The sequence below is a fragment of the Streptomyces sp. NBC_01689 genome (genome assembly GCF_036250675.1).
Classification (GTDB): Bacteria; Actinomycetota; Actinomycetes; order Streptomycetales; family Streptomycetaceae; genus Streptomyces.
Genome location: NZ_CP109592.1, coordinates 2,481,563 through 2,508,502, shown reverse-complemented (window position 1 = coordinate 2,508,502; position 26,940 = coordinate 2,481,563). Strand labels below are relative to the sequence as shown.

General features: G+C 72.3%; 20 protein-coding genes. 7 read left to right on the top strand and 13 right to left on the bottom strand.

What is annotated here, in order from left to right; translation table 11 throughout:
* Positions 1-272 precede the first annotated feature (272 nt).
* The 6 genes from OG776_RS10670 to OG776_RS10645 form a co-directional block, all read right to left on the bottom strand.
* Positions 273-1,046 (bottom strand): IclR family transcriptional regulator, encoded by a 774-nt coding sequence (locus OG776_RS10670; protein ID WP_329323686.1) that lies wholly within the window; start codon positions 1,044-1,046, stop codon positions 273-275.
* 820 nt (positions 1,047-1,866) lie between these two features.
* Entirely contained in the window at positions 1,867-4,785 is a 2,919-nt protein-coding gene (locus OG776_RS10665) for a glycoside hydrolase family 2 TIM barrel-domain containing protein (RefSeq protein ID WP_329320282.1), read from the bottom strand.
* Positions 4,785-5,621: a carbohydrate ABC transporter permease gene (locus tag OG776_RS10660; RefSeq protein ID WP_148011576.1), complete on the bottom strand. Its 837-nt coding sequence runs from the start codon at positions 5,619-5,621 to the stop codon at positions 4,785-4,787. The genes OG776_RS10665 and OG776_RS10660 overlap by 1 nt, the downstream gene beginning before the upstream one ends.
* Positions 5,622-5,632: 11 nt before the next feature.
* Entirely contained in the window at positions 5,633-6,598 is a 966-nt protein-coding gene (locus tag OG776_RS10655) for a carbohydrate ABC transporter permease (protein ID WP_148011575.1), read from the bottom strand.
* Positions 6,598-7,884, bottom strand: coding sequence for an ABC transporter substrate-binding protein (locus tag OG776_RS10650; protein WP_329320280.1), 1,287 nt, complete (start codon positions 7,882-7,884; stop codon positions 6,598-6,600). Before OG776_RS10650 ends, OG776_RS10655 begins: the two co-directional genes overlap by 1 nt.
* Before the next feature lie 193 nt (positions 7,885-8,077).
* Complete coding sequence (locus OG776_RS10645) at positions 8,078-9,115, bottom strand: carbohydrate kinase family protein (RefSeq protein ID WP_329320278.1); 1,038 nt, start codon at positions 9,113-9,115, stop codon at positions 8,078-8,080.
* A 126-nt stretch (positions 9,116-9,241) separates the two neighbouring features.
* Here OG776_RS10645 and OG776_RS10640 point away from each other — a divergent pair, with 126 nt between their 5' ends.
* Genes OG776_RS10640 through OG776_RS10630 form a run of 3 tightly spaced genes read left to right on the top strand, consistent with a single transcriptional unit; the run spans position 9,242 to position 14,421 of the window.
* Positions 9,242-10,009, top strand: a complete 768-nt coding sequence (locus tag OG776_RS10640; protein ID WP_148014078.1) for a DeoR/GlpR family DNA-binding transcription regulator — start codon at positions 9,242-9,244, stop codon at positions 10,007-10,009.
* Positions 10,006-11,343 (top strand): 6-phospho-beta-glucosidase, encoded by a 1,338-nt coding sequence (locus OG776_RS10635; RefSeq protein WP_329320276.1) that lies wholly within the window; start codon positions 10,006-10,008, stop codon positions 11,341-11,343. Before OG776_RS10640 ends, OG776_RS10635 begins: the two co-directional genes overlap by 4 nt.
* Before the next feature lie 27 nt (positions 11,344-11,370).
* Positions 11,371-14,421, top strand: a complete 3,051-nt coding sequence (locus OG776_RS10630) for an alpha-mannosidase (RefSeq protein ID WP_329320274.1) — start codon at positions 11,371-11,373, stop codon at positions 14,419-14,421.
* A gap of 80 nt (positions 14,422-14,501) precedes the next feature.
* Here the strand turns inward: OG776_RS10630 and OG776_RS10625 are convergent, their stop codons facing one another.
* Positions 14,502-16,190 (bottom strand): carbohydrate binding domain-containing protein, encoded by a 1,689-nt coding sequence (locus OG776_RS10625; RefSeq protein WP_329320272.1) that lies wholly within the window; start codon positions 16,188-16,190, stop codon positions 14,502-14,504.
* 239 nt (positions 16,191-16,429) lie between these two features.
* A complete protein-coding gene (locus tag OG776_RS10620) occupies positions 16,430-17,629 on the bottom strand; it encodes an ATP-grasp domain-containing protein (protein WP_329320270.1) in 1,200 nt (399 codons plus the stop codon).
* A gap of 289 nt (positions 17,630-17,918) precedes the next feature.
* Here OG776_RS10620 and OG776_RS10615 point away from each other — a divergent pair, with 289 nt between their 5' ends.
* On the top strand, positions 17,919-18,827 hold the full coding sequence (locus tag OG776_RS10615) for a metallophosphoesterase family protein (RefSeq protein WP_148013397.1): 909 nt from the start codon (positions 17,919-17,921) through the stop codon (positions 18,825-18,827).
* Positions 18,775-19,617 carry a 4'-phosphopantetheinyl transferase family protein gene (locus OG776_RS10610; RefSeq protein WP_148013396.1) on the top strand — a complete coding sequence of 281 codons (843 nt, stop codon included), beginning with the start codon at positions 18,775-18,777 and terminating at the stop codon, positions 19,615-19,617. The genes OG776_RS10615 and OG776_RS10610 overlap by 53 nt, the downstream gene beginning before the upstream one ends.
* Before the next feature lie 334 nt (positions 19,618-19,951).
* Here OG776_RS10610 and OG776_RS10605 read toward each other — a convergent pair whose 3' ends face one another.
* On the bottom strand, positions 19,952-20,194 hold the full coding sequence (locus OG776_RS10605; RefSeq protein WP_148013395.1) for a hypothetical protein: 243 nt from the start codon (positions 20,192-20,194) through the stop codon (positions 19,952-19,954).
* Positions 20,195-20,412: 218 nt separating this feature from the next.
* Between OG776_RS10605 and OG776_RS10600 the strand changes: the two genes are divergently transcribed.
* Complete coding sequence (locus OG776_RS10600) at positions 20,413-21,456, top strand: alpha/beta fold hydrolase (RefSeq protein ID WP_148013394.1); 1,044 nt, start codon at positions 20,413-20,415, stop codon at positions 21,454-21,456.
* A 680-nt stretch (positions 21,457-22,136) separates the two neighbouring features.
* Here OG776_RS10600 and OG776_RS10595 read toward each other — a convergent pair.
* The 4 genes from OG776_RS10595 to OG776_RS10580 are packed head-to-tail and all read right to left on the bottom strand — an operon-like array spanning position 22,137 to position 26,042.
* Positions 22,137-23,597: an FAD-dependent monooxygenase gene (locus tag OG776_RS10595; RefSeq protein ID WP_329320265.1), complete on the bottom strand. Its 1,461-nt coding sequence runs from the start codon at positions 23,595-23,597 to the stop codon at positions 22,137-22,139.
* Complete coding sequence (locus OG776_RS10590) at positions 23,581-24,807, bottom strand: MAB_1171c family putative transporter (protein WP_148013392.1); 1,227 nt, start codon at positions 24,805-24,807, stop codon at positions 23,581-23,583. The genes OG776_RS10595 and OG776_RS10590 overlap by 17 nt, the downstream gene beginning before the upstream one ends.
* A gap of 15 nt (positions 24,808-24,822) precedes the next feature.
* Positions 24,823-25,353: a toxin-antitoxin system, toxin component gene (locus tag OG776_RS10585; protein WP_148014076.1), complete on the bottom strand. Its 531-nt coding sequence runs from the start codon at positions 25,351-25,353 to the stop codon at positions 24,823-24,825.
* Positions 25,354-25,385: 32 nt separating this feature from the next.
* Complete coding sequence (locus tag OG776_RS10580) at positions 25,386-26,042, bottom strand: helix-turn-helix domain-containing protein (protein ID WP_148013391.1); 657 nt, start codon at positions 26,040-26,042, stop codon at positions 25,386-25,388.
* Between the two features lie 219 nt (positions 26,043-26,261).
* Between OG776_RS10580 and OG776_RS10575 the strand changes: the two genes are divergently transcribed.
* Positions 26,262-26,915, top strand: coding sequence for an MmyB family transcriptional regulator (locus OG776_RS10575; RefSeq protein ID WP_187285978.1), 654 nt, complete (start codon positions 26,262-26,264; stop codon positions 26,913-26,915).
* Positions 26,916-26,940: the final 25 nt, after the last annotated feature.

The window sequence follows — 26,940 nt, the reverse complement described above, 5'->3', positions numbered from 1 at the left end:
TGGGGGTGCGCGGGTGCTGCCGACGCACTCTGAGAGCGCTCTCAGAGTGCGTCGGCCAATGTGCTCTCCGGCACTCGTACCGTCAAGAGGTAGAACCGAGAAACTCCTTACGCCACAAGGGAGTTCACGGCATGAAGGGGGAAATGCCCAGACACGGAGACGGCCCTCGGAGGGCGCTGCCGGCCTGCCGGCCGGACCAGGCCGGGTTCCGGGTGCCGGTGCGTACGGCTTCCGCGGTGGGTCCGGGGTTCCGCGGCGGGCGGGCCGTCGTCCTACGGTTCCGGGGCGGCCGGCGGGGGAACGGCCACCCCCGTTCCGCCGGCCGGAGGCCCCGGCTGCCAGCCCAGGGCCCGTGAGATCCCGCGCGCCGCGAGCCGGACCGCCGGGACCAGCGCGGGGACCCCGCCGTCGTGCCAGGGGACCACGACCGAGACCGCCGCGACCACGGCCCCGCCCGCCCGCCGCACCGGGGCCGCCACCGACACGGCGTCGTCGGTGACCTGGCGGCTGCTCACCGCCACACCGGTACGGCGCACCTCGGCCAGCTCGCGGCGCAGCCGTTCCCCGTCGGTGATCGTGTACGGGGTGAACGCGACGAACGGACCACGGCAGTAGGACTCCTGCAGCGCGGGATCGCCGTGGGCGAGCAGGGCCAGCCCGACGCCCGTCGCGTGCAGCGGCCAGCGCGCGCCGACCTGGATGCGGACGCCCACCGCGGAGCGTCCGGACAGCCACTCGATGTAGACGACCTCGGCGCCGTCGCGCACCGCCATCTGCACGTTCTCGTGCGTGGCCTCGTACAGGTCCTCCAGGTAGGGCAGCGCGGCCTGCCGCAGCGCGAGGCCGCGCGGAGCGAGCGCCGCGAGCTCCCACAGGCGCAGCCCCACGTGGTACGCGCCGTCCTCGTCGCGTTCCAGGGCGCCCCACCCGGTGAGCGCGCCCACCAGCCGGTGCGTGGTGGTGAGGGAGAGCCCGGCCCGGCGGCTGATGTCGGTGAGACACAGGGCCGGGTGCTCGTGGTCGAAGGCGGCGAGCACCGAGAGCAGCCGGTCGGGCGCCGACCGCGGGGCACGCGCGGTCCGGCCGCCGCGGTCCGTCGCCGGGGAGCGCGGCGGGAGATCCGTCCGGCGGGGGCCGGAGGGCCGGAGCGGATCGCCGGTCGCCCGGGGACCCGCCTCGTCGGTGGCACGCTGCCGGCCTGCGATGGCGGACTCCCTGGGCCGGGCCCCGGGCGGGGCGGATCGTCCGTATCCCGCACAGCATGCCGCGCGGACGGGTCCGCAACAACCGTCGGGGCGGACGGCGGCAGACCTTCGTCCTGATCCCGTGGTCCGGGCCGGAGGCCACCGGCACGCCGGCGAACACCCGCGAACACCAGCGATCACCGGGGTACACCCGCGATCACCGGGGTACACCCGCGATCACCTGGGTACGCCCGCGGTCACCGGCGCGGACCCCGGTCGCGGGCCATCGGCGGTGACCGCGGGGCCGTCGGCCGAGGGAAGCCCGTAGCCGAACCCGCCCCTGCCCGCCGCGTCGCCTCAGCCGTGGCGATCACCTCCGCCGCCCCCGGTCGTCACCTCCGCCGCCCCTGGTCGACGGCCGCCCCCCATTGATCGTCGTCGTTCACGTGATCGTCGCCCTTCACGACCGGGAGCACGGATCTCCTGGCGCCCGGCGACCGCGGCGGTGGAACCGGGGCGCGGGTGAGGCGGGCCGCGGGGCCGGGGGTCCGCGTCGCGCCGCCCGGTCGGCGCACCCGTCGCGCCCGCGGGGGGGAGACCCCGGCCCGCGTCCCGGTGTGCGAGGTGCGCCTGTCTGTCACGTCTGCTCCATCGGGACGAGGGGGTGAGAGCGGGATCGGCGTCAGAGCGGGCGCAGCGTCCAGGACCAGCGATGGGTGCCGGGCCGGACGAGATGGCGCGGCGAGGTGTCGGGTCCGCAGGAGGCGGTGCCGAGACCCCGGTGGGCGGCGTCGAGCCGGACGACGCAGCCGGGCCGCGCCACCAGCTCGTCGTGGTGGGCGGCGGCGGCCAGATCCTCGGCGCGGTAGCGGGTCACGGACACCTGACGCGGTTCGTCCAGCGTGACCGCGAGGCCGGTGGCGTCCGGCGCCGAGAGCGTGAAGCGGCGCACACCGTGCCGCCCGCCGCTCTCCTGCGGCCGCAGATACGGGGTGAACAGGTCGTCCACGGCGAGCGCGTGATGATCCACGGGCGCGCCCGCGCTGCGGTCCGGATAGGACTCCCAGGGGCCCTGTCCGTACCACTCCAGGAGATCGAGCCCGGGGACCGTCTCGAAGACGGAGCCGACGCGCGGTACGTCGGTGAGCCCCTCCGGCAGTTCGGCCGTCTCCTCGATCCGTATCCCGCCCTCGAACCGGGTGAACACCTGCTCGTGCCGGACGGCTCCGGCGAGGGTCGCGTACGCGGACACCACCGTGACGCCCGCGTTCCGGCGCCGCACGTCGAGCACCTCGCGCCGCGGCGCGTCGAGCCCCCAGGCCCGCCAGCGCGCGGCCATGCCGCCCAGTTCGTCGTTGTCGGTGGGGGTCCGCCACAACGAGAGCACGGGGGCGGCGGTGAGCAGCGGATGGACGAGCAGCCCGTCCTCGTCGACCTCGACGGGCGGGCCCGGCAGGCCGGCCGGTGTGGTGGGGACGGCGGCCCGCAACCGCACCTGCGGCAGGCACACCTCGGTGCCCCGCGGCGCCCACGCCTCCTCGCCGGCCGTCGTCACCCGCAGCGTCAGCCAGGCCTCGCCACCCTCCGCGGGCAGGGGGAACGGCATCGGGACCACGGCCGATCCACCCGCGGCGACGGCGGGCAGTTCGGCCGGCGCGACACGGGTGCCGCCGTCCGCGAGGGACAGCCGCCACTCGGCGGCGAGCCAGTCGAGACCGCGGAAGTGCTGATGGTTGCTCACCCTCAACTCGCCTTCGCTGAAGGTGAGTCGGACCGGCGCGGCGATCTCCCGGTGCTCGAACATCACCGGCTTGGGGGTGCGGTCGGGGAAGACCACCCCGTCGGCGACGAAGGCCCCGTCGTGCACCGCCTCGCCGAAGTCGCCGCCGTAGGCCCAGCGATGGCCCGGGGCGGTGACGCCGTGGCCGTACAGTCCGGCTCCGCCGCGTCCGGCCGGTCGTCCGTCGCTCACGCGCTGAAGGATGCCGTGGTCCCAGAACTCCCAGATGAAACCGCCCTGAAGCCCGGGGGTGGACTCGATGGCCGCCCAGTGCTCGGCGAGCGTGCCGTTGCTGTTGCCCATGGCGTGCGAGTACTCGCACTGGATGAGCGGCTTGGTCTGCCGGCCGGAGAGGGCGTGCGCGACGCAGTCCTCCAGGGGCGCGTACATGGGGCAGGCGATGTCGGAGGCGATCGTCGCACCGGCCCAGTCGAGCTTGGCCGCGCCCTCGTACTGGAGGGGACGGGTGGGGTCGTGGCGGCGGACCCAGCCCGCGGCGGCGTCGTGGTTGGCGCCGTGGTCGGACTCGTTCCCGAGCGACCAGACGATGACGCAGGGGTGGTTCTTGTCGCGCAGCACCATCCGGGAGACGCGGTCCACGAAGGCGCCGAGGTAGCGCGGGTCGTCGGCGATCTCGTGCGCGTGGTCGTGGGCCTCGATGTCCGCCTCGTCGACCACGTAGAAGCCGAGTTCGTCGGCCAGGTCGAGCAGGGAGGGGTCGTTGGGGTAGTGGGCCGTGCGGATCGCGTTGAAGCCGAAGCGTTTCAGGGTGACGAGGTCCGCGCGCATGTCCTCGTACGACACCGTGCGGCCGGTCAGGGGATGGAAGTCGTGCCGGTTGACGCCCCTGATGTAGACGCGCTCGCCGTTGACGAGCAGGTCCCGGCCGCGGATCTCGACCTCGCGGAAGCCGACGCGGTGGTGCGAGGTGTCGGCGACCGAACCGTCGGCGCGGTGCAGCCGTACGGTCAGCGGGTGGAGCACGGGTGTCTCCGCGGTCCAGGGGCGCACGCCGGTGACGACCGTGCGGAGGCGGGCCTCGCCGAGGAAGTCCGAGACCCGCCCGTCCTCCTCCTTGAACCGCTCGAACTCCGCGTCCTGGGTGAGGAGAAGTCCGTCCAGTTCACCGGTGACGTACCAGCCGGCGGGCAGCGCGCCCGCCGCGTCCCGCACCTGGCAGTCGACGCGCAGTGTGCCGTCGGACCGGGTCCGCACGGTCACGTCGGCGAGCCGCAGCGGATCGGTGGCGTAGAGCAGGACCGGGCGGGTGACCCCGGCGTGCCACCACTGGTCCTGGTCCTCCAGGTGCGAGGCGTCGGACCACTTGACGACGGTGAGCCGCAACACCGCGCGCCCACCGGGTCGTACGACAGCCGAGAGGTCGAACTCGGCCGCGAGATGGGAGTCCTTGGAGACGCCCACCGGCCGCCCGTCCACATGGACCAGCAGCACGCTCCCGGCGGCACCGACCTGGAGCACGATCCGGCGCCCGGCCCATTCGGCGGGAACGTCCACCTCCCGCTCGTACACCCCCGTGGGGTTGTCGGCGGGGGAGGCGGGCGGGAACTCGGCCCACGGCATCGCGAAGTTGGTGTACTGCGGCAGGTCGTCGGTGTCCTGGACGGTCCAGGCGCCGGGGACCGGCTGGCTGGACCAGTCGGCGTGGACGGGGGCGTCCGGGGAGGGCAGCAGCTGGAAACGCCAGTCGCCGTCCAGCGAGAGGGCGCCCGCCCGGCGGTCCAGCGCGTTCATCGGCAGCCGCCCCCAGGAGGTCACCTCGGGGGACTCCCAGGGGCGGAGCGTGCGGAGCGGGTCGCTCATCAGCGGATGGCCCCCTTGCCGAGGTCCGCGATGATCTGCCGGGCGCCGATCGCGAAGACGATCAGCAGGGGGACGAGGGCGAGCAGTGCGCCGGTCATGACCATTCCGTAGTCGGTGGTGCCGTGGACGCCGTTGAGCTGGGAGAGCGCGACCTGCAGCGTCACGTTGTCCGGATTGGTGAGGGCGATCAGGGGCCAGGCGTAGTCGTTCCACTGGCCCATGAAGGTGAAGATGCCGAGGAAGGCGAGACCCGGCCTGACGACCGGGAGCGCCACATGCCAGTACTGGCGCAGGAAGCCGGCCCCGTCGAGCTTCGAGGCGTCCAGCAGCTCGTCGTGGATGGCGCTCTTCATGTACTGGCGCATCCAGAAGATGCCGAACGCGTTGGCCGCCGCGGGCACGATCAGCGCGGTCATCGAGCCGATCCAGCCCAGCTTCGCCATGATGACGAACTGCGGGATGGCCTGGAGCTGGGCCGGGACCATGAAGATGGCCATCATCAGCGCGAACAGCACGCGCCGGCCGGGGAAGCGGAACTTGGCGAAGACGAACGCGGCGAGCGAGTCGAAGAACAGGACCAGGACGGTCACCGAGCCCGCCACCAGCAGCGAGTTGGCCATCGACCCGAAGAAGTCGACGTTGTCGAAGAGATGGCGGGCGTTCTCCAGGAAGTGCGAGCCGGGCAGCAGCTTCGGCGGGTAGGAGAAGATCTCGGTCGACGAGTGCGTCGACATGATGACGGCCCAGTAGAACGGCAGGACCGAGAGCAGCAGACCGGCGATCAGGACGAGGTGGAGACCCGCGCCCCGGCGCCGTGAACCCTTGAGGGATGCCATGGTGGGGCCTCCTAGTCTTCGCCCCGGCGCTGCACCAGCCGCCAGTTGATGATCGAGAAGATGATGACGACGAGGAAGATGCCCCAGGCCACGGCGGCGCCGTAGCCGAAGTCGTTGTTGTCGAAGGTCTGCTGGAAGAAGTAGAGGACCATGGTCTGGCCCGAGTGGCCCGGTCCTCCCGCGAACGACGAGTTGTTGTCCGTGGACTGCAGCAGCACCTGGGGCTCGGAGAACGTCTGCAGACCGGTCACCGTGGAGATGACGAGCACGAAGAGCAGCACCGGCCGCATCAGCGGGAGGGTGATCCGGAAGAACGTCTGCACGGGACCGGCGCCGTCCATCCGCGCCGCCTCGTACAGCTCGCCGGGGATCGTCTGGAGCCCGGCGAGGAAGATGATCGCGTTGTACCCGGTCCACTGCCAGGTCATCAGCGTCGCGACGGCGACCTTGATGCCCCAGGGGGTGTTCAGCCACGCCACCTGGTCCAGTCCGACCGCCTGCAACAGGGCGTTGACCAGACCGAAGTTGGTGGAGAAGACCGAACCGAAGATGATCGCGACCGCCACGATCGAGGTGACGTTCGGCAGGAAGTAGGCGAAGCGGTAGACGTTCTTGAAGCGCACCGCGGAGTTGAGCAGTACGGCCGTGACCATCGACAGGAAGATCATCGGGAAGGTTGCCAGCGCCCAGATCACGAGCGTGTTCCCGATCGAACTCCAGAACTGGCTGTCCGTCAGCAAGTAGCGGTACTGCGACAGTCCGGCGAACTCCATCGGCCCGAGCCCGTCCCAGCGGTGGAACGAGAGATAGAGGGAGAAGCCGACGGGGACCAGTCCGAAGACGAGGAAGAGCAGATAGAAGGGGGAGATCGCGGCGTACAGCCGCCAGTGGCTGAGGACGCCCTTCCCGGGGTGGACGGTGGGCGGCGGGGAGGCCGGAGGCGGAGGTGTCGTCTCCAGCGTCTGCGCGATGGCCATCAGTAGCTCACCCCCAGGTGGTCCGCGATGCGCCGGCACTTGCTCATGGCGTCCCTCCAGGCCTTCTCCGGGTCCTTGCCGAGGACGTAGAAGTTCCGCATCTCGTCGTTGATCGGGGTGCTGAGCGCGATGTCGTACGGGCTGTTGTAGGCGACCGGGATCTCGCGCGCGGCCGGACCGAAGACGTCCATGGTGATCTGTCCGCCGAAGAACGGGTCGGGCTCGCGCAGCTTCTCCATGGCGTACGACTCGGGGGTCGAGGGGAAGAGCACGGAGTCGACGAACCCCTGCGCCTGGTTGTCGGCGTCGAGCATCCAGGTGATCATCTCGAAGGCCTTCTCCGGCTGCCGGCACGCCTTCGTGATCGCCAGGAACGAGCCGCCGATGTTGGACGGTCCGCCGGGGCAGTTCGCGACCCGCCATCTCCCCTTGGTCCTGGGCACGTTGAGTTTGATGTCGCCGGCCGCCCAGGAGGCGTTCAGCTGGCTGGGCAGCAGCCCGCGCTCGGTGGCGGAGGTGTTGTCCGGCGTACCGTTGACGATCTTCGAGACCAGACCGCGGTGGGTGGCCTCGACGGCGCGGTCCCAGGCGGTGCGCACATGCTCCTGGTCGCCGATGAAGTGCCGGTCCTTGTCGACGAACCGCTTGGTCGACTGGTTGACCGAGATGCTGAGGACGCTCAGCGCGTCGGTGAGGATGAAGGAGCCCGGGACACGCTTCTTGAGCTGCTCGCCGGCCGCGAAGAACTGTTCCCAGGTGGCGAGTTCCCTGGAGACGTCGGCCGGTTCGTGCGGCAGCCCCGCCTTCTCGAAGACGGCCGGCTGGTAGTAGTGGGCGACCGGTCCGCAGTCGATGGGGAAGCCCACCATCGAGCCGTCCTCGGCGATCGCCTGGTCCCATTTCCACCCGAGGTACCGGTCCTTGAACCGGTCCGCGCCGAGCGTCCGCAGGTCCACGAACTGGTCGGCGTCGGGCAGGTACGAGGCCATGTCCTCGCCCTTGAGCCCGGCGATGTCCGGGATGTGGGCCCGTCCGGTCAGGGTCGTCAGCAGCTTCGAGCGGTAGTAGCCGCCGATCTGGATGGCCTGGAGGTTCACGGCGCTGTCGTAGCGGGCCCGGGCGTCCTGGACGACCTTCGGGCTCAGCCCGCCGCTCCAGTACCAGAGCACCATGTTCCGTCCGGTCGAGCCGGTCGGGACACCGCAGCCGGCCGTCAGGCCGCCGAGCGTCGTGGCGGCCGCTCCGGCCAGGCCGGCGCGGAGCAGGCCCCTTCGTGAGAGCAGCACTGCTCCCACCGCCTTTCGGATCTTTTCGGTCTTCGTGTACGAGGGATCGAACGATGGGGGGTCGAACCATGTGGGGGCGGACCATGTGGGGGCGGACCATGGGGCGCTGGACGGTGTGGGGGGCGGACCATGGGGGGCGGACGCGGGGGAGGAGACGCGGGGCGAAGGACCGTACGGGGTGTCGTGACGGGGGTCATCGGGGGACGTACGGACGACGCGTGGTGTCGGGGGGCGTCACCGGGGCGTGGTGGACGGGCGGGCCGGGATCGGCCGGGATGCGTTCGGCCAGGAATCCGTAGGTACGGCGCAGCGCGGGATCGCGCAGCGACCGCCACCAGCGGTGGATGCCGTACCAGCCGGGCGCGGCGAGGGCGCCGCCGTGCCGTCGAACGGAGAGTCCGGCGGCCAGTACCGCGAAGCGCAGCCGTTCCTCCAGTGGCCAGCCGCCGAGCGAGGCGGCGACGAAACTCGCGCCGAAGACGTCTCCGGCCCCCGTCGCGTCCAGGACATCGATGTCGAGGGCCGGGACCTCCGCGTACTCGCCCGTGGTCTGGTCGACCGCCATCGCGCCGTCGCCGCCGCGGGTGACCACGGCGACCGGTACCAGCTCGCTCAGTCTGCCGAGGGCCGCTCCCGCGCTCCCGGTACGGGTGTAGGCCATCGCCTCCGCCTCGTTGGGGAGGAAGGCGTGGCACAGGGAGAGCTGGTCCAGCAGGTCCTGGGACCACCGCTGGGTGGGGTCCCAGCCGACGTCCGCGTGGATCAGGGTGCCGTGCGCGGCCGCCTCGGCGAGCCAGGCACGCGGTTCGGCCTCCAGGTGGACGAGGGCGGTGCGCGCCGCGGGCGCGTCGCGCATGAGCTCGTCCTGCGAGTACGGCGGTTTCTGCCCGTGGGTGACCAGGGCCCGGTCGTCGCCGTGGGCCAGCGAGACGGTGACGGGGGTGTGCCAGCCGTCCGCGGTGCGGGAGAGGGAGAGGTCGATGCCCTCCTGGCCGGCGAGGACCTCGCGGCAGTACGCCCCGTAGTGGTCGTCGCCGAGGACGGTGGCCAGGGACGTGCGCAGACCGTAACGGGCCGCCGCCACGGCCAGGTTGGCGATGCCGCCCGGGCTCACGCCCATGCCCTCGGTCCAGATCTCCTCGCCGGGGGTCGGCGGCTTCCCCAGTCCGGTCAGGACGAGGTCGTAGAAGAGCAGCCCGGTCAGCAGGACATCGGGCCGTTCGTCACCCACGAGCACATCCTCTCGTCAAAAGTCTGCAAGCGGTGACCAGGATCGTGCGCGCATCGCGTCAATTTGGCAAGAGTCGAGCAGAACTGAGCATAGAAATGATTGAAGATGACGAGTACTGTTCGCAGGGTGCTGGCAGAGCGACGACATCAACTCATCCTGCGGGCCCTGCGCTCCGGCGGGCCCGCGGCCGTGACCGATCTCTCCGAACAACTGGGCGTCAGCCCGGCCACGGTCCGCCGTGACCTGCTGAGACTCGAGGAGGAAGGGCTGCTCACCCGGGTGCACGGCGGCGCGGTCGTCGACGAGGGCGACCAGCCCTTCGCCGAGGTCGCCGAGGTCCGGGTGGCCGAGAAGGACGCCATCGCGGCCTGCGCCGCGTCGATGGTCCAGGACGGCCAGTCCGTCCTGCTCGACATCGGCACGACCGCCTACCGGCTGGCCCGGCAGCTCCACGGCCGCCGGATCACCGTGATCACCAGCAACCTGGTGGTCTACGAGGAGCTCGTGGACGACGAGGACATCGAGCTGGTGCTGCTCGGAGGCATGGTCCGCCGCGAGTACCGCTCCCTGGTCGGCTTCCTCACCGAGGACAACCTGCGTCAACTGCACGCCGACTGGCTCTTCCTCGGCACCAGCGGGATACGCCCCGGCGGGCAGGTCATGGACACCACCGTGGTCGAGGTGCCGGTCAAACGCGCCATGATCCGGGCCGGTGACAAGGTCGTGCTGCTCGCCGACCGCGCGAAGTTCCCGGGGACGGGGATGGCGCGGGTCTGCGGGCCCGAGGAGCTGAACGTGGTGGTGACGGACGGCCCGCCGGACCCGGCGACGCGGTCCTCGCTGGAAGAGGCGGGCGTGCAGGTGGTCGTGACAGGAAAGGCGGAGACGGCGTGAAGCTGACGATTCTGGGCGGCGGCGGGTTCCGGGTGCCGCTCGTGTACGGGGCGCTCCTCGGGGACCGCGCCGAGGGCCGCGTCACCCGTGTCGTCCTGCACGACGTGGACGCGGGCCGGCTCGCGGCCGTCGCCCGCGTGCTGGGCGAGCAGGCCGCGGGGGACCCCGACGCCCCCGAGGTGTCCTTCACCACCGATCTCGACGAGGCCCTGCGCGGCGCCGACTTCGTCTTCTCGGCGATCCGGGTCGGCGGTCTGGAAGGCCGGGCGGCGGACGAGCGGGTCGCCCTCGACGAGGGGGTCCTCGGCCAGGAGACGGTCGGCGCCGGCGGCATCGCCTACGGCCTGCGCACGGTGCCGGTCGCCGTCGACATCGCCCGGCGGGTGGCCCGGCTCGCCCCCGACGCCTGGGTCATCAACTTCACGAACCCCGCCGGTCTGGTCACCGAGGCCATGTCGCGCCACCTCGGCGACCGGGTCATCGGCATCTGCGACTCACCCGTCGGCCTCGGCCGCCGGATCGCCACCGTCCTCGGCGCGAACCCCCGCGAGGCCTTCATCGACTACGTCGGCCTCAACCACCTCGGCTGGGTTCGGGGGCTGCGCGTCGAGGGCAGGGACGAGCTGCCGCGACTGCTCGCCGACCCCGCTCTGCTCGGCTCCTTCGAGGAGGGCAAGCTCTTCGGCGCCGACTGGCTGCGGTCCCTGGGCGCGGTTCCCAACGAGTACCTGCACTACTACTACTTCAACCGGGAGGCCGTCAGCGCCTACCAGCGCGCGGAGAAGACCCGCGGCGCGTTCCTGCGCGACCAGCAGGGCCGGTTCTACGAGGAGATGAAGCGCCCGGACACCGCCGCGCTCACCGCGTGGGAACGCACCCGGGCCGAGCGCGAGGCCACCTACATGGCCGAGAACCGGGACGCGGCCGGCGCGGGCGAGCGCGCCGCCGACGACCTCTCCGGCGGGTACGAGAAGGTGGCGCTCGCGCTGATGCGGGCCATCGCCCGCGACGAGCGGACCACCCTGATCCTCAACGTCCGCAACCGCGGCACCCTCGCGGTGCTGGACGCGGACGCCGTCATCGAGGTGCCCTGCCTCGTCGACGCCAACGGCGCGCACCCCGTCTCCGTCGACCCGCTGCCCGGCCACGCCACCGGACTGGTGTGCGCGGTCAAGGCGGTGGAGCGCGAGGTGCTGTCCGCGGCCGAGTCCGGCTCACGCACGACCGCCGTCAAGGCCTTCGCCCTGCACCCGCTGGTGGACTCGGTGAACGTGGCCCGGCGGCTGATCGACGGATACACCTCCGCCCACCCCGGTCTGGCGTACCTCAAGTAGCGCTCCCCGTCCGCTTGGAGACCTCATATGCACGACGAACGCCGCCGGATCGAGGAGCGCGTCCAGCGCGTCCACGACCAGCGCATCAAGCCCGCCGTCCACGCCGCCTCCGTCCCCTTCGAGGTCGAGGTCTGGCAGGCGCCCGGTGAACCGGTCCCCTTCGAGGAGGCCGCCGCCGCGCCGTACGAACCCTTCGCGATGGGCACCCCCTGGGGACCGCCGTGGGGCACCACCTGGTTCCGGATGCGCGGAACCGTCCCGGAGGACTGGGCGGGCAGGCGGGTCGAGGCCGTCTTCGACCTCGGGTTCGTGGGGGACTGGCCCGGCAACCAGGCGGAGGCGCTGGTCCACCTCCCCGACGGGGTGCCGCTGAAGGCGGTCAACCCGCAGAACCAGTACGTGCCCATCGCCCGTCCGGCGGCGGGCGGGGAACGGGTCGACTACCTCGTCGAGGCGGCCTCGAACCCCGACATCCTGGCGGACGACTTCGCGCGCCCGACCCCGCTCGGCGACCGGCTCACGGCGGGATCCGCGCCGCTCTACACCTTCCGGCGCGCGGACATCGCCGTTCTCGACGAGGACGTCTGGCACCTCGATCTCGACCTCCAGGTGCTGCGCGAGCTGATGCTGGAGCTCGGCGAGAGCGACCCGCGCCGCCACGAGATCATGATCGCGCTCGACCGGTCGCTGGACGCCCTGGACCTGGACGACGTCTCCGGGACCGCCGCCGCGGCGCGCGCCGTCCTGGCACCCACGCTCGCCAGGCCCGCGCACGCCAGCGCCCACACCCTCTCGGCCGTGGGCCACGCGCACATCGACTCCGCCTGGCTCTGGCCGATCCGCGAGACCAAGCGCAAGACCGCGCGGACCTTCTCGAACGTGACCGCGCTCGCCGAGGAGTACGAGGAACTGGTCTTCGCCTGCTCGCAGGCCCAGCAGTACGCGTGGGTGCGCGACCACCACCCGCATGTGTGGGAACGCATCAAGAAGGCCGTGGCGGACGGGAACTGGGCGCCGGTCGGCGGCATGTGGGTGGAGGCCGACGGCAACCTCCCCGGCGGCGAGGCGCTGGCCCGCCAGCTCGTCCACGGCAAGCGGTTCTTCATCGAGCACTTCGGCGTCGAGACCAAGGGCGTGTGGCTGCCGGACTCCTTCGGCTACAACGCGGCCTACCCGCAGCTGGCCAAGCTCGCGGGCAACGACTGGTTCCTGACCCAGAAGCTCTCCTGGAACCAGACCAACAAGCTGCCCCACCACAGCTTCTGGTGGGAGGGACTGGACGGCACCCGCATCTTCACGCACTTCCCGCCCGTCGACACCTACAACGTGGAGTTCTCCGGGCAGGAGATGGCCCACGCCGTCCGCAACTACCAGGACAAGGGCCGCGGTTCGACCTCTCTCGCGCCCTTCGGCCACGGCGACGGCGGTGGCGGCCCCACCCGCGAGATGATGGAACGGGCCCGCCGGCTGGCGAACCTGGAGGGCTCGGCGAAGGTACGCGTCGAGCACCCGGACGCCTTCTTCGCCACCGCCCGCGAGGAGATCCCGAAGGACCAGGTCTGGTCGGGCGAGCTCTATCTCGAACTGCACCGCGCCACCTACACCTCGCAGGCCCGCACCAAGCAGGGCAACCGGCGCAGCGAACACCTGCTGCGTGAGGCCGAGTTGTGGGCGACCACCGCCGCACTGCGGGCACCCGGGTACGCGTACCCGTACGGGGAGCTCGACCGGCTCTGGAAGACGGTCCTGCTCCACCAGTTCCACGACATCCTGCCCGGCTCCTCCATCGCCTGGGTGCACCGGGAGGCGGAGGCGGAGTACGCGCGGGTGGCGCGCGAGCTGGAGGAGATCACGCGGCAGGCCGTGGCCGCGCTGGGCGGCGGCGGGACCCGGGTGTTCAACACCAGCCCCGTCGCGCGCGCCGAGGTGGTGCGCACCGCCGAGGGTGTCCCGGTGTACACCGAGGTCCCGGCGAACGGCAGCGCGCCGCTGGGCACGGACAGCCCCGCACGGCCGGTGACCGTCGTCGACGGCCACGTCCTCGACAACGGCCTGGTCCGGGTCGAACTGGCCGCGGACGGCACGCTGGCCTCCGTGCGCGACCTGGTGGCCGGCCGCGAGGTCCTCGCCGACCGCGGCAACCTCCTGCGTCTGCACAGCGACCTCCCGAACCACTGGGACGCCTGGGACATCGACAAGCACTACCGCAACCGCTACACGGACCTGCTCGTCGCGGAGTCCGTGACCGTGGTCGAGGACGGACCGCTGCTGGGTGCCGTACGGGTGGAACGGGCCTTCGGCAAGGGCTCGCGGATCGTGCAGACGGTCACCGTGCGGGCGGGCAGCCGCCGGATCGACGTCGAGACCGAGATCGACTGGCACGAGGCGGAGAAGATCCTCAAGGCGGCCTTCCCGGTGGACATCAGGGCTCCGCACTCCTCCGCGGAGATCCAGTTCGGTCACGTCCAGCGCCCCACCCACACCAACACCAGCTGGGAGTCGGCGCGCTTCGAGGTCTACGGGCACCGCTGGGTGCACGTCGCCGAGCCCGGTTACGGCGTCGCCGTCATCAACGACTCGACGTACGGCCACGACGTCTCCCGCACGGTCCGCGAGGACGGCGGTACGACGACGACGGTCCGCCTCTCCCTGGTGCGTGCCCCGCGGGTGCCCGACCCCGGCGCCGACCAGGGCAGGCACCGCTTCACCTACGCGCTGCTGCCGGGGGCGAGCGTCGAGGACGCGATCGCGGAGGGCTACGCGCTCAACCTGCCGCTGCGGGTGGCCGACGCGGCCGACAGCGGGGCGCCCGTCGTCTCCGTCGACGGCGAGGGGGTGACGGTGGAGGCGGTCAAGCTCGCCGACGACGCCTCGGGTGATGTCGTCGTACGTCTCTACGAGTCACGCGGCGGCCGGGCCGCCGGCACCCTGCGCACGGGCTTCCCCCTCGCCGGGGCTGAGGTCACCGACCTGCTGGAACGCCCGCTGGGCGCGGCGGAGACGGACGGGGACACCGTCGCGGTGTCGCTGCGGCCCTTCGAGGTGCGGACGCTGCGGCTGACCGTGCGGAAGGACTGAGCGTCCCGGGTCCCGGCGAAGGGACGCACGGGTGGGGGTGGCCGGGCCGGACGAGGGCCGGACACCCCCACGGGGCGGTGTCAGCCGGTGAACCCGGCGGTGATGGAGGTGAACTGCCAGGTGCTCTGGCTGATGCCGGAGCAGTTGCTCACCACGCCGCCCCCGGGGCAGGACCGGTCGCGGTTGACCGCCCAGTAGGCGAGCCGGGCGATGTGGTGGCTGTTCGCCCAGTCACGGATCGACGTCCAGATGGCCGGGGTCGTGTTCTCCTGCTGGTCGGACAGGCCGTTCATGCCCGAGATGCCGATGTGGGAGTACGCGGTGGCGTCGTCCCAGCCGAAGGTCGACTTCAGCTTGGTCTTCAGCGCCTCGGTGGCGTTGACGGTGTTGCCGTACATGTCGGAGCCGCCGCCGAAGTCGAAGGGCATGATCGTGAAGACGTCGATCCCGGCGTTGAGCGACTGGGCCTGCTCGATGAGCCGGTTGCCGTAGTACGACGGACCGGTCGTCGAGGTGCCGAAGGTGACGATCGTGCGCAGGCCGGGATTGTTGGCCTTCACGGTCTTCAGCGCGGTCAGGATCTTCGCCTGGACGGCCTCGTTCTCGAACTCGTCGGTGTTCTCGATGTCCATGTCGATCGCCTTGAGGCTGTAGGCGTCGATCACCTTCTGCAGCGCACCCGCCAGGGCGCTCGCGGAGGAGCAGTTGGCGCCGAGCTTGCTGCCCTGCCAGCCGCCGAACGACGGGACGATGTCACCGCCCGCGGAGCGGATCTGGTTGATGACGGTCTGGTCGGTGCCGCCGGTCAGCGGCCGGCTGCTGTCCCAGGCGGGGTTGCAGCCGCCCGAGTCGAGCATGAACGCCATCGTGTACCACTTGATCCCGGTCGCGCTCATCACCGAGGTCGCGCTCGGCGGGTCGCCCCAGCCGAGGTAGAGGTAGGGCGCGGCCTGCTTGAAGCCGGTGGTGCCGCCACCGCCCGCGCTCGTCGTCACGCTCACGGAGTTCGAGGCCGCGGAGGTGTTCCCGGCCGCGTCCCGCGCCTTCACCGTGAAGGTGTACGCCGTGCTCGGCGACAGCCCGCCGACCGTAGCGCTGGTGCCGGAGACGCTGAGCACCTGGTTCGAGCCGCTGTAGACGTCGTACCCGCTGACGCCGACGTTGTCGCTCGACGCGCCCCACGACAGCGACACGGTCGACGAGGTCTTGCCGGTGGAGGTCAGGTTCGTCGGAGCGGTCGGCGCCTGGGTGTCGGAGCCGCCCCCGCCGCCCGGACCGTCGAGGCTGATGTCGTCCGCGTAGTAGGTGCCCTGCGCGTACCAGCCGTGGACGTAGATCTTGGCGCTGGTCTGCGAGGCCCCGGTGGTGAAGGACACCGAGAGCTGACTGTAGGCCGACGGGGAGGTGGTCCAGGTCGAGGCACCGCCGTCCACGCCGAGGTAGACGTAGTTGCCACGCACCCAGCCGGAGAGGCTGTACGTGGTGTTCGGCTGCACCGCGACGGTCTGGCTGCACTGGGCGTTGTCACTCGAACTGACCGCGCCCGCGAGGGCCTTGGAGCCTCCGTGCACGGGGCTGGAGACGACCGAGCCGAGATTCCCCGTGCAGGACCAGGGGGAGAGACTGCCCGACTCCAGGCCGGGGTTGGAGAGGATGTTGGCCGCCTGGGCCGTGGTGGGCAGGGCGACCGCCCCGGCCAGGGCCAGGGCGGCGGTGCCGAGCAGAGCGAAGAAGCGACGTCTGGAACGTCCGAGGTCGGTGATGCGCACGCGATCTCCCTGAAGAAATGGGGGTGTTCGGGAGTGCTGAGAGGTGCGCAACCAAGTTGGTATGGACCAATCGAGCTGTCAAGACGCTGTGCGTCAACTGGTCCGGACCGGTGTGCCGACCGGAGATGCGAGGGGGCGGGGCATGGGACGGAGGGACGGGTCGAGAGGGCCGGGTGGCGGGGGTGACAGAGGTGGCACGGGGGAGTGGCAGGAGGAGCGGAGTGGCCGGCCCGTCTCGCTCAGGCGGGAGCGGTGGCGGCGCTGCTCGCACCGGTCGGCGCACCGGCGGAGGCGGACGCCGGGGCCGCCGTCACCTGCGCCGCGGGGGCCGGGACGGCCGGCAGCGGGGGAGCGGCGGGAACGGCAGTGACGGGGGTGACCGGGACGGCCGTGTCGGTCCGCTGTTGCGGCAGCGACACGGGACGCACCGGACGCGGGCCCGCCACCACGGTGTAGTCCGGCGCGAGGATCGGCGGGACGAGGTCGCCCGTCTCCTCACCCAGGGCCAACTGCACAGCGGCCCAAGGGGCGTTGACGCCACACTGGGCGAGCTGGTGCAGACCGCCCGCCGGGCGGGTGTTGACGTCCATCAGGACCGGCTCGTCACCGAGCATCCGGAACTGAATGTTCGTCAGATAGTGCAGCCCGAACGCCTCCGCGAGCAGCCGCGCGGGCTCGATCCACGAAGGATGGAGCGTGAAGCCCCGGCGGCGGCCGTTCTTGGTGCGCCCGACCGCCATGCGCACCACGCCGTCCGGACCGGTCAGGCAGTCCACGGACACCTCCGGCTCCGCCAGCCGCGGCATGACCAGCCAGTCGACGGGCTCGTCGGTCTCCCGCATCGCCTCCACCACCAGGTCGAGGGGCACGTACGGGCTGGGAAAGCCGCTGAGGTGCATCATCGAGAAGGGGGTGCGCGTCAGGACCCGGAAGCCCACCCCGCCCGCGCCCGCCGCGGGCTTGAAGCAGGCCCGGTGGCCGTCGGCCTCCAGCAGCTCGACCGCCTCGGTCAGCTCCTCCGGGGTGCGCACCCGCCACCACGGGGGCACGGGCACGCCCACGGCCTGCACCGCCTGGTAGGCGGTCGCCTTGTCCTGGAAGACGGCCACGGCCTCGGCGGAGGGCGCCAGCAGGGCCGTACCGAGCGCGGCGAACTCCGCGCGGTGCGCCACGATCGCCGGCTGGTGCAGGACCGGCACGAACACGTCGACGGAGTGCCGCGCGCACTGGTCGAGCGCGTACTCGACGTAGGCGGCGGGGGAGAGACCGTCCGGCTCCATGGCGGCCGTGTCGGCGGCGGCCAGTACGGGGGAGTCCGGGTCACCGTGGGTGGCATGGATCTCGACCGCGCGGCGCTGCGGATTACTTCGCAGCTGGTCCATGAAGAACACGTTCTCCGCGTACGTGCGGTTGAGCCAGACGCGTACGCGAGAGACCATGCAGGCCGCCTTTCACGGTTCCCGGGCACGGCGGAGCGGGCCGTGCCCGGCCAGGGGGGAGGGAGGGACACCGAGCCGCCGTACGCCAAGGTAGGTTCATGGCGGCCGTGTTGGGGCGATCATAAGGGGAGCGGGACCGCAGTGGTGCTACGGGCCTGTTACGGATTTCCCCACCCGCGGCACCGGGCGTCCCGGGCCGGGCCGGGACCCCGGCGCGCACAGTCCGTCCTTGTCCCGCGAGGACGAATGTGTTCTTGTGTTTCCAGTCCTTTTCTCGGAGGTGGCGAGGGTGCGGTCGACGGCCGGCGGACACGGGAACCTGCTGGCCATCAGCGACCTGCACATCGGGTATCCGGAGAACCGCGCCCTGGTCGAGGCGATGCGCCCCTCGACGGACGACGACTGGCTCCTGGTCGCCGGTGACGTCTCGGAGACCGTGGCCGACATCCGCTGGGCCCTCGAAACGCTCGCCGGACGCTTCCGCAGGGTCGTCTGGGTGCCCGGCAACCACGAGCTGTGGACCCATCCCAAGGACACGGTGACGCTGCGCGGGGTGGAGCGCTACGAGCATCTCGTCGCCCTCTGCCGCGAGCTCGGCGTCACGACCCCCGAGGACCCCTACCCCGTCTGGGACGGACCGGGCGGCCCCGTCGTCGTCGCGCCGCTCTTCCTGCTCTACGACTACTCGTTCCTGCCGCCGGGCTGCGCGACCAAGGACGAGGGCCTGGCGTACGCGGAGAAGACCGGGGTGATCTGCACCGACGAGTACACCCTGCACCCCGACCCCTACCCGAGCCGCGAGGCCTGGTGCCGGGCGCGGGTCGCCGAGACGGAGCGCAGGCTCGCCGAGCTCCCCGAGGACCTGCCCACCGTGCTGGTCAACCACTACCCGCTCGACCGCCACCCGACCGACGTCCTGCGCTACCCCGAGTTCGCGATGTGGTGCGGCACCGGACTGACCGCCGACTGGCACCGCCGGTTCCGCGTCGAGGTCATGGTCTACGGACATCTCCACATCCCGCGGACCACCCACCTCGAAGGGGTCCGCTTCGAGGAGGTCTCGGTGGGCTACCCCCGGGAGTGGCGTCCCCGCCCGGGGCCGCCGGGAACACTGCGCCGCATACTGCCGATGGAGGTCGGAACCGGTGATCGAGGAGCTGCTCCCGGACTCGGTCGTGAGCGTGGAGGCGCTGGGTGACGACGCCGCCCGGGGCGCGCGGCTGTATCCTGAGGAAGAGGCGCTCGCGGTGTCGTTCGTACCCAAACGGCGCAATGAGTTCGCCGCCGTGCGGGGCTGCGCACGGCAGGCCATGGAGAAGCTCGGGGTGGCCCCGCGCGCCATTCCGCGCGGGGACAGCGGCGCGCCGGTCTGGCCGGCCGGGCTGATCGGCAGCATGACGCACTGCGAGGGCTACTGCGCCGCGTCCCTCGCCCGCGCCGGTGACCTGGCCTCGCTGGGCATCGACGCCGAACCGCACCAGGAACTGCCCGAGGACGTCATCGTCTCTGTGGCGCTTTCCACCGAGCACGTCCGTCTGCGGCGGCTGGCGGAGCGGGACCCCTCCGTGCACTGGGACCGGCTGCTCTTCAGCGCCAAGGAGTCCGTCTACAAGGCCTGGTTCCCCCTGATGGGGCAGTGGCTGGACTTCCTGGAGGCGGACATCGACCTCTTCGAGGACGGCGGTCCGGCGCCGCACGGCGCCGGCGCGGGGGCCTTCGCACCGGGGGAGACCCCTGTCGGGGGCTGGGTCTCCCGGGGCTCCGTGTCCCGCGGACCGGTGGGCGGGAAGTCCGTGCGGGGCAACCCCCTGGCCGGTCCCGTCTCGGGCGGTCCCGAACGGTCCGGCGGATTCCGGGCGGCGCTCCTGGTACCGGGACCGGTGGTCGGCGGGCACCGGATCCAGTCCTTCGACGGGCGCTGGACCCTTCGCCGGGGCCTGCTGGCGACGGCCGTCACCGTGCCGCACGCCGGGCCGGGCGTGGCCTAGGCCGGGCGCGGCCTGTGAGGGGACGGGCGACCTCACGGTCGTGCCTTGGTCGGTGCCTCTGCCGCTGCTGCTGTCGCGGTCGCCGGGGTCGGGGCCGGGCGGGCCGGTTCCACCGAGGGCGTTCTGAGGGGCCGTGAGGCGCGCTCCGGGGGGGCGAGGCGTCCTCAGGGGTGGCCACCGCTCCCGGATCGAGGGGGGCGCCGCCACCCGGACGGCCCAACCCGGCGCCGGGTCGGACCGTCCGGGTGAGCGGGAGAACCCTCACCGCGGCCGGGGCCGCCGGCCACCCGGCCGGGACCGGGTCCGGTGGGCCGGACCCCCGGAGTACGGGGGTTCAGGGCAGCCGTCCGCCGGGCTCCGGACACCAGCGGTGCAGCAGCCGGAAGAACTCCTCCTCGTTGCCCGCGAGTCCGGCCGCCGCCAGCGCCCGCTCCGCCTCCGCGAGCACGGACGGCGCCACCACAGGCGGCCGGTGCGCGTCCGGCGTACCGTCGAAAGCGGCCCGTACGGTCTGGAGGAGACGCAGATAGGCCTGCACGGCGGCGCGTTCGTGGTCGGTCAGTACGGCGGTCTGCATCGGACGGCTCTCCCCGGGTCGGCTGGTCGTGAGCGGTGCGTGGCACTACGTGACCCCAGCTTGCCGTCCACCACTGACAATGCCGTTTCGATGTGCGGCGGTTCGCCCGCTTAGCGGAGGCGAAACCTCACGGAAATCCCTCGTGGGACAGGAGCCCTAGGCTGGCAACGGAGTCCGCAGGCCGCCCGCTCGGCGGCCCGGGAACAGGAGGTGAGCCCGTGGTCGACGTACCGCCTCGGCGTCCGGGACGAAACCCGCGACTGCGCTCGGTGGGCGACGCTGAACTGTGCCTGCGGCACGACGTCGTGCACGGCTACCGGCGTGCCTACCGCGTCGCGGGCGAGGGGCCCGCGCTGGTCCTGATCCACGGCATCGGCGACTCGTCGGCGACCTGGGCCGACCTGATCCCCGACCTCGCCCGCACCCACACCGTGATCGCGCCCGACCTGCTGGGCCACGGGGAGTCCGACAAGCCGCGCGCCGACTACTCGGTGGCCGCGTACGCCAACGGGGTCCGCGACCTGCTGACCACGCTCGACATCGAGTCGGCGACCCTGGTCGGTCACTCGCTCGGCGGAGGCGTCGCGATGCAGTTCGCGTACCAGTTCCCCGACCGTACGGAACGGCTGATCCTGGTCAGCGCCGGGGGTGTCGGCAACGAGGTCAACCCGGTGCTGCGGGCCGTCTCGCTGCCGGGCGCCGATCTCCTGCTGGCCGCCCTGCGGCTGCCCGGCATGAGGTTCCAAGTGGGCCTGTTCCTCCGCCTGATGAGGCTTCTGGACACCGACATCGGCCAGGACGCGCCGGAACTGCTGAACCTCGTGGACGCCCTGCCCGACGCGACCTCCCGCAGCGCGTTCATCCGCACCCTGCGCGCCGTGGTCGACTGGCGCGGCCAGTCGGTGACCATGCTCGACCGCTGCTACCTCACCGAGGGCATGCCGACGATGCTGCTGTGGGGAGACCGGGACAGCGTGGTGCCCGTGCGGCACGCGTACGGGGCGCACCGGGCGATGCCCGGCAGCAGGCTGGAGATCTTCGAGGGCGCGGGCCACTTTCCGTTCCACAGCGACCCCGCGCGCTTCCTCGGCCTCGTCGAGGAGTTCACCAGCACCACCAGACCGGCGGACTGGAGCCGCGAACACTGGCGGGAACTGCTGCGGGTCGGCCGTCCCGGCACGACGGTGGGGCAGCCGGACACGGCGCACAACCGGCGGGTGGAACGGGACCTGCGGGAGGCGAGCGAACGCAGCGCGACGTGACGGGCCGCCGCTGCGCCCGCTCCGGGCGCCCACCGCGGCCGGACCGCTCGGCCGCGGTGTACGCCGGAGCGGGCGCCGGGACGGATCGGTTCCCGAGCCCGGCGGGCGACGCCCTCACCCGTCCGGCCGAGTCGGGCCGTGGGATCGGCATCGGCCGGCCGGTCCCGTCCGGCTGACGTCGGACCGCTCGGCGCCCGGCGTCGGGCGGGCTGGGACCGGCCACTCTGCGCTCGGACGTCGAACCGCCCGGCCCGACCGGTCGGCATGTGACCCCCTGCCCCGCGACCGACCTCCGTATGACGTGCGACGGGGGACGGGGGACGTGCGACGTGCGACGGGGGACGTGGGGGACCGACCGTGCGGGGCCGCACCGCCTGAGCCGCGCCGTCGGCCCGTCCCGCCCGGAGTCGGCTCGGTCCGGCCCCTGTCCCTCGTCCGGGCGGGGTCGGGGCCCGGTCCTTCACGGGCGGCCCCGCTCCGCTCCGGTGGGCCGAGCCCGTTCGTATCCATCCGTGGCCCGTCCCGGACGGCCGGATCGGGCCCTCGGGGGAGCGGTTTCGCCCGTGGGGCCCACGGGCCCGGTCCAGCCGCGCCCGGCGCCCCCCGGGCCGGACCCCGCCCCCGGGACGGCCGCCCGGGGGCGGAGCCGCCTCCGGGGCCGGCGCGTCCTGCCCCGTCCCTCAGCCCGTGGCCGGGGTCACCGACGGCTCCGGCGCGTCGAACACCGCGGAGCGCTCGTCGGGCGTGAGCGGAGGCTCGGTCAGCGCGGGATGCCGTGGACCTCGCAGCACCGCGAGGAGCACCTCGGGTCCCACGAGGGCGGTCAGCGGCGCCGAGAGGGTGGTCACGGAGAGGAGGGCCTTGGCGGCGAGCGGATGTCCGGCCGCGGTCCGCGTCACCCGCTCCACGTAGCGGCCGAACAACGTCCGCGCGACGCCCGCCTGTTCGCCGATCGCCTCGGGGTGGCGGAGGTCCGTGGCCCTGGCCAGTTCCCAGGCCGCCGCCACCGGCAGGGCCACCGCGCGCTGTGCCCGCCGCGCGAGCCCCGGTGCCGTGACCCCGTACTCGGCCACCTGTCCGCGCAGCGCCAGCGCACCCTGGGCGGCCACCGACATCCCGTGTCCGTGGACCGGGTTGAACGTGGCGACGGAGTCGCCGAGAGCGACGAACCCCTCGGGCCAGTCCCGTACCTTCTCGAAGAGACGCCGGCGGTTGATCGTGCTGCGGGTGAGCACGACGTCCGTCAACGGCTCGGTGTGCGCGACCAGCTCCCCGACCAGGGGATGCCTCAGGCTGCGCGCGAACAGCTCGAACTCCTCGGCGGCCGCGGTCGGTTGTCCGCCACGGGTGCCCGAGAGCGTCACCAGCCAGCGTTCGCCCTCCAGGGGGACCACGGTCGCGGACCGTCCCGGCACGGGCTGCGCCGGGTCGGGCCGCACCATGACCACCGGGAAGTCCCCGGCGCCGGCCGGTGCCCGGAACACCCGGCTGGCGAAGGCGAGTCCGGAGTCGATCTCGTCCATCGGCGCCGGCGGTACACCGAGCACGTCGAGCCACGCGCTGGAGCGCGAACCGCGTCCCGCGGCGTCCACCACCAGATCGACGTCGAGGACCCGCTCCGCGCCGTCGGACGTCCGTACCCGCACGCCCTTCACCCGCGAGGCGTCTCCCTCGAGACCGAGCAGTTCCGTGGAGTCCAGGACCGTCACCCGCCCGGAACGCGCGACCTGTTCGCGCAGCACCGCGTCGAGCAGATCACGGCTGCACGAGATCATGAACTCCGTCTCGGGCCAGCGCCGCAGCCAGCCCCGCGACGAGAGGGTCACCAGTCCGGTCGGCAGCGCGATCCGGCGGGCACCCGCGGCCAGCCAGGCGGCGGTCACACCGGGGACGAGTTCCTCCATGGCGCGGGCTCCGCCCGACCACAGGGGATGCGCGTGCCGGGCCTGTGGTATCCCCTTGCGCGGCCCGGGCCCCGCGGGCAGGACGTCGCGCTCGACGACGGTGACGTCGGCGTACGCCTGCAGGGCCGCGGCGGCCAGCAGGCCGGCCGGCCCGGCACCGATGACGACGGCCCGGCCGGGAACCGGGGCACGGCCGTCTGCTGCCACGCCCCGGGGGGCGCTAGCGGGATTGCTCATGGAAGTCGCTCTCTGACCTGGCCGCGGCGCGCCCTCGGGCGGCCGCGACGACGGGGGACTGACGCAGGGCCATCGACATCCGCACCAGGTCGCGCGGACCGTCGGTGTAGGCGTACGCGGACCCGGGTCCGGCGGGGGCGGTGGCCGCCTCCGCCGCGCTGATGACCCGGCCCTCCGGGTCGGCCGCCCTGGCCCGTACCGCCACCGTGACCATCGCCGCGTCCGCCTCGGCCTGCGCCTGCACGGGCTCGGAGCCCGCCGCCAGCGCCGCGTCGTAGGCGAGGGCGCGCGCCTCGGAGTCGAAGTAGGGGTAGAGGCTGAGCATGCCGTCGTGGATGTCGGACTCCCGCTGGGTGACCCGCAGTTCGCCGGGGGACCACCAGGAGATCCGCACGGCGCGGTCCTCGTGGGCCGAGACCGGCCGCAGCTCGCGCCACAGCGGACCGAGCCGGCGGTACGTCGACCAGGTGCACCAGCTGTCCCCGGCACGCTGGCAGGCCAGCGGGAGCAGGAAGCCGACCGCGCTGACCTGAGCCCCGGCCGAGGCAAGCACGGGTGCCACGTCCGTGCTGAGACCGTCCAGGTCGGTGCCGTTCCAGCGGGCGCCCACGGCGATGAACTTCAGTGCCGAATAGGGGACGTTGAAGAGGAAGCCGCACGCGATGGTCAGGAGTCCGGCCCGCAGCCAGCCGCTCACCTGCAGCGCCCAGCGCCAGCACATGATGTTCATCGCGACGCCCGCGACGGTCAGCGCCGCGAGGTAGAGCACGATCATCTCGCGGACGAACGGAGTGTTGGCGTAGTAGGTGTCGAAGTCCCGCAGCCGCTCCTCGCGGCAGTCCCCGATCAGGTAGAGCACCACCAGTACCGCGCTCACCACGCCGTATCCGGCGATCCAGCGGCGGGAGAGGCGCCGGGTCACCTCGGCGGGGCCGCCGCGCCAGTAGATGATGAGCACCAGACAGGAGGCGCTGAAGGCGGTCAGCAGACAGTAGACCAGGGGCGCCGAGACGTTGGGGATCCCCGTGAGGTCGTTGACCTCGCGGATGGTCGGGGGCGCCGCGAACAGGAAGACCAGACAGGTCAGCGCCAGCAGGGCGCCCACGGACCTCAGCAGCGGGTCGCGCCTGCCGCGGACGAGGGACGGCGCTTTCACGGCGAGGGCGACGCCCATCGCGACCGCCGGGACGTAGTAGCTGGATCCGTCCATTCCCGGGGAGTGTCCTCAGGCCTTCGGCCCGCGACAGCCGAGGGACGCCTCGATCCGGCCGGCCAGACCGTCCCGGCTCACCGGTCCGCGCAACGGCGAACCGGCCAGCCACGTACGGCACTTGCTGGCGAGCAGCAGGCCGAAGCTCTCGGCCTCCTTCTCGTCGGCGAGATCGAACCGGGTGCGTGCGGCGACCTTCAGGACGGTCGCCCGCAGGTCCGCGTCGTCACTGAGCAGCCGGGCGGCCACGGCAGCACCCTCGACATGATGGCCGCAGTGCCCGGCCGTCATGTGCCACAGCTCGTGGCCGAGGATCACCAACTGGTGGTCGGGGGCGGTGCGTTCCTCGATGACCACCAGGTCCTGCTCGGCCATGTCGAGCCACAGCCCGCTGGCGGTGCCGGGCGGGAACGCGGCGGTGCGGAACCGGACGGGACGACCGCGCCGCCGGCTCATGGCGTCGCACAGGGCGGCGTACAGCGTGGCGGGCTCCGCCGGTGCCGGGAACGAGAGCTCCGCCACCAGCTCGCCGCACAGCCGGCGCATGTCCTTTCCGATACCCACGGATCTCCCCCGGATCATGACTCGGGCCGCTTGACGCTTTCCAAGAGCATGTCCAGCCATTCGGCGACCTTGTCGCGGTGCTGGTCGGTGGGCAACTGCGCGGCCCGCCAGGCGATGCCGCGGACGCCGTGGTCCTGCAACAGTCTCTCCAGCGGGTCCTCCGCCGCCGCGGCGGCCTCCCGCTCACGGTCGGCGAGCCGTTGCAGCAACTCCTGTTCGGAACGCTGCAGCGCGCCCACGAGCGCTTCGGAGTCCTCGGCCGTCAGGAATCCCGCGTGCACCCGGAAGAAGCGCTGGATGGCGTCGCAGTGCTCCATCGTGGGGCGCCGGTCGCCGTTGATGAGGGCGCCCGCCTGCTGGCGCGACATACCGGCGCCGTCGGCGATCTCCTGCTGGGTGTACCTGCGCCCGTTGGGCTTGAGCCGGGTGCGGCGCAACAGGTCGAGACGCTGCAGGAAACGGGCCTGCAGATCGGGCTCGCCGGCCGGGCGGCCGCCGAGCAGGGCCCGCACCACGGGCTCGGGGACGCCGGACTCCGCCGAGAGGCGCCGTACGTCGAAGACCTCGGTGTGCTGCACACCGAGGCGGTCGGCGAGCGCGGTGACCCGGGCCACGACGGCCGGCAGCAGAACCGTCGCCGTGGCGCCCGGAACTTCGAAGCCATCCGTCACCGACAGATCTCCTACGTCTCTCTCAGGTCTCTCACATGATGCTCAGGACCCCCGGAGACTAGTCGCTCGTTCGAACCCACATCCAGGTCTCGCCACAACTGTGGCGCGAATCAGCCGTCAACAAGCGCCAAATGCCACGATAGTTGACACGACTGAGCTTCGGGTATCAGGATCGGGGCGCCGCGTGAAGGCCGCATAGGCAAGAGGGGTGACCTCCCGATGGCGTACCAGGCAGGAAGGCAGCGGTCCCAGCCGCGACCTGTCCCCGAGAGCCCCGAGGCTCAGGCGTATCTCCAGGACTACGCCGCCCTCCTCGAAGCCGTGCCGTTCCCCTCCGTCGTCTTCGACCACCGCTGGGACGTCGTGCTGTCCAACGCCGCGTTCGAGACACTTTTCGGCGGTGTCGGTCCTCATCCCACGGCGATGCCGGGCGACAATTTCCTCCGGTTCGTCCTCTTCCACCCGGACGCGGCCACCGTCCTCGGCGAGCACGAGGCGAGCTGGTGCCTGCCGATGCTGGCCCACTTCGCCGCCGCCCTGGAGCGGGACGGGCAGGACCGCGTGCTGCAGTCGATCCGCCGGGACATCGCCCAGGACCCGATCATGGAGGCGGCCTACCGGCACGGACTGCCGCACTGGATCCGCTCGGTGGGGCAGGACGCCCTCCAGCACGACGGCGCGGTGCGGCCGTTGATCCATCCCGACCCCCGCTGGGGACGGACGGAGTGCCGGATCGTCGACGAGACCCCCAGGAACCTCCAGGAGCTGGGCTACACCCGGATGACCCTGGTGCCGCGTGAGACGCGCCGCGACGCGCGGCCCCGCGTGACCGCCCGGACCCGCCTCGGCGCCACCCACCTCAGGGTCGTCTGAGCCCGCGTGCCGGAGCCCGGTCGAG

Excerpts from the sequence above, each read along its gene's own strand:
- OG776_RS10660 (WP_148011576.1), bottom strand. The coding sequence starts at position 5,621 with ATGGCATCCCTCAAGGGTTCACGGCGCCGGGGCGCGGGTCTCCACCTC.
- OG776_RS10590 (WP_148013392.1), bottom strand. The coding sequence starts at position 24,807 with ATGGACGGATCCAGCTACTACGTCCCGGCGGTCGCGATGGGCGTCGCC.
- OG776_RS10605 (WP_148013395.1), bottom strand. The coding sequence starts at position 20,194 with ATGCAGACCGCCGTACTGACCGACCACGAACGCGCCGCCGTGCAGGCC.
- OG776_RS10655 (WP_148011575.1), bottom strand. The coding sequence starts at position 6,598 with ATGGCCATCGCGCAGACGCTGGAGACGACACCTCCGCCTCCGGCCTCC.
- OG776_RS10630 (WP_329320274.1), top strand. The coding sequence starts at position 11,371 with ATGCACGACGAACGCCGCCGGATCGAGGAGCGCGTCCAGCGCGTCCAC.
- OG776_RS10665 (WP_329320282.1), bottom strand. The coding sequence starts at position 4,785 with ATGAGCGACCCGCTCCGCACGCTCCGCCCCTGGGAGTCCCCCGAGGTG.
- OG776_RS10575 (WP_187285978.1), top strand. The coding sequence starts at position 26,262 with ATGGCGTACCAGGCAGGAAGGCAGCGGTCCCAGCCGCGACCTGTCCCC.
- OG776_RS10585 (WP_148014076.1), bottom strand. The coding sequence starts at position 25,353 with ATGCGCCGGCTGTGCGGCGAGCTGGTGGCGGAGCTCTCGTTCCCGGCA.
- OG776_RS10595 (WP_329320265.1), bottom strand. The coding sequence starts at position 23,597 with ATGAGCAATCCCGCTAGCGCCCCCCGGGGCGTGGCAGCAGACGGCCGT.
- OG776_RS10620 (WP_329320270.1), bottom strand. The coding sequence starts at position 17,629 with ATGGTCTCTCGCGTACGCGTCTGGCTCAACCGCACGTACGCGGAGAAC.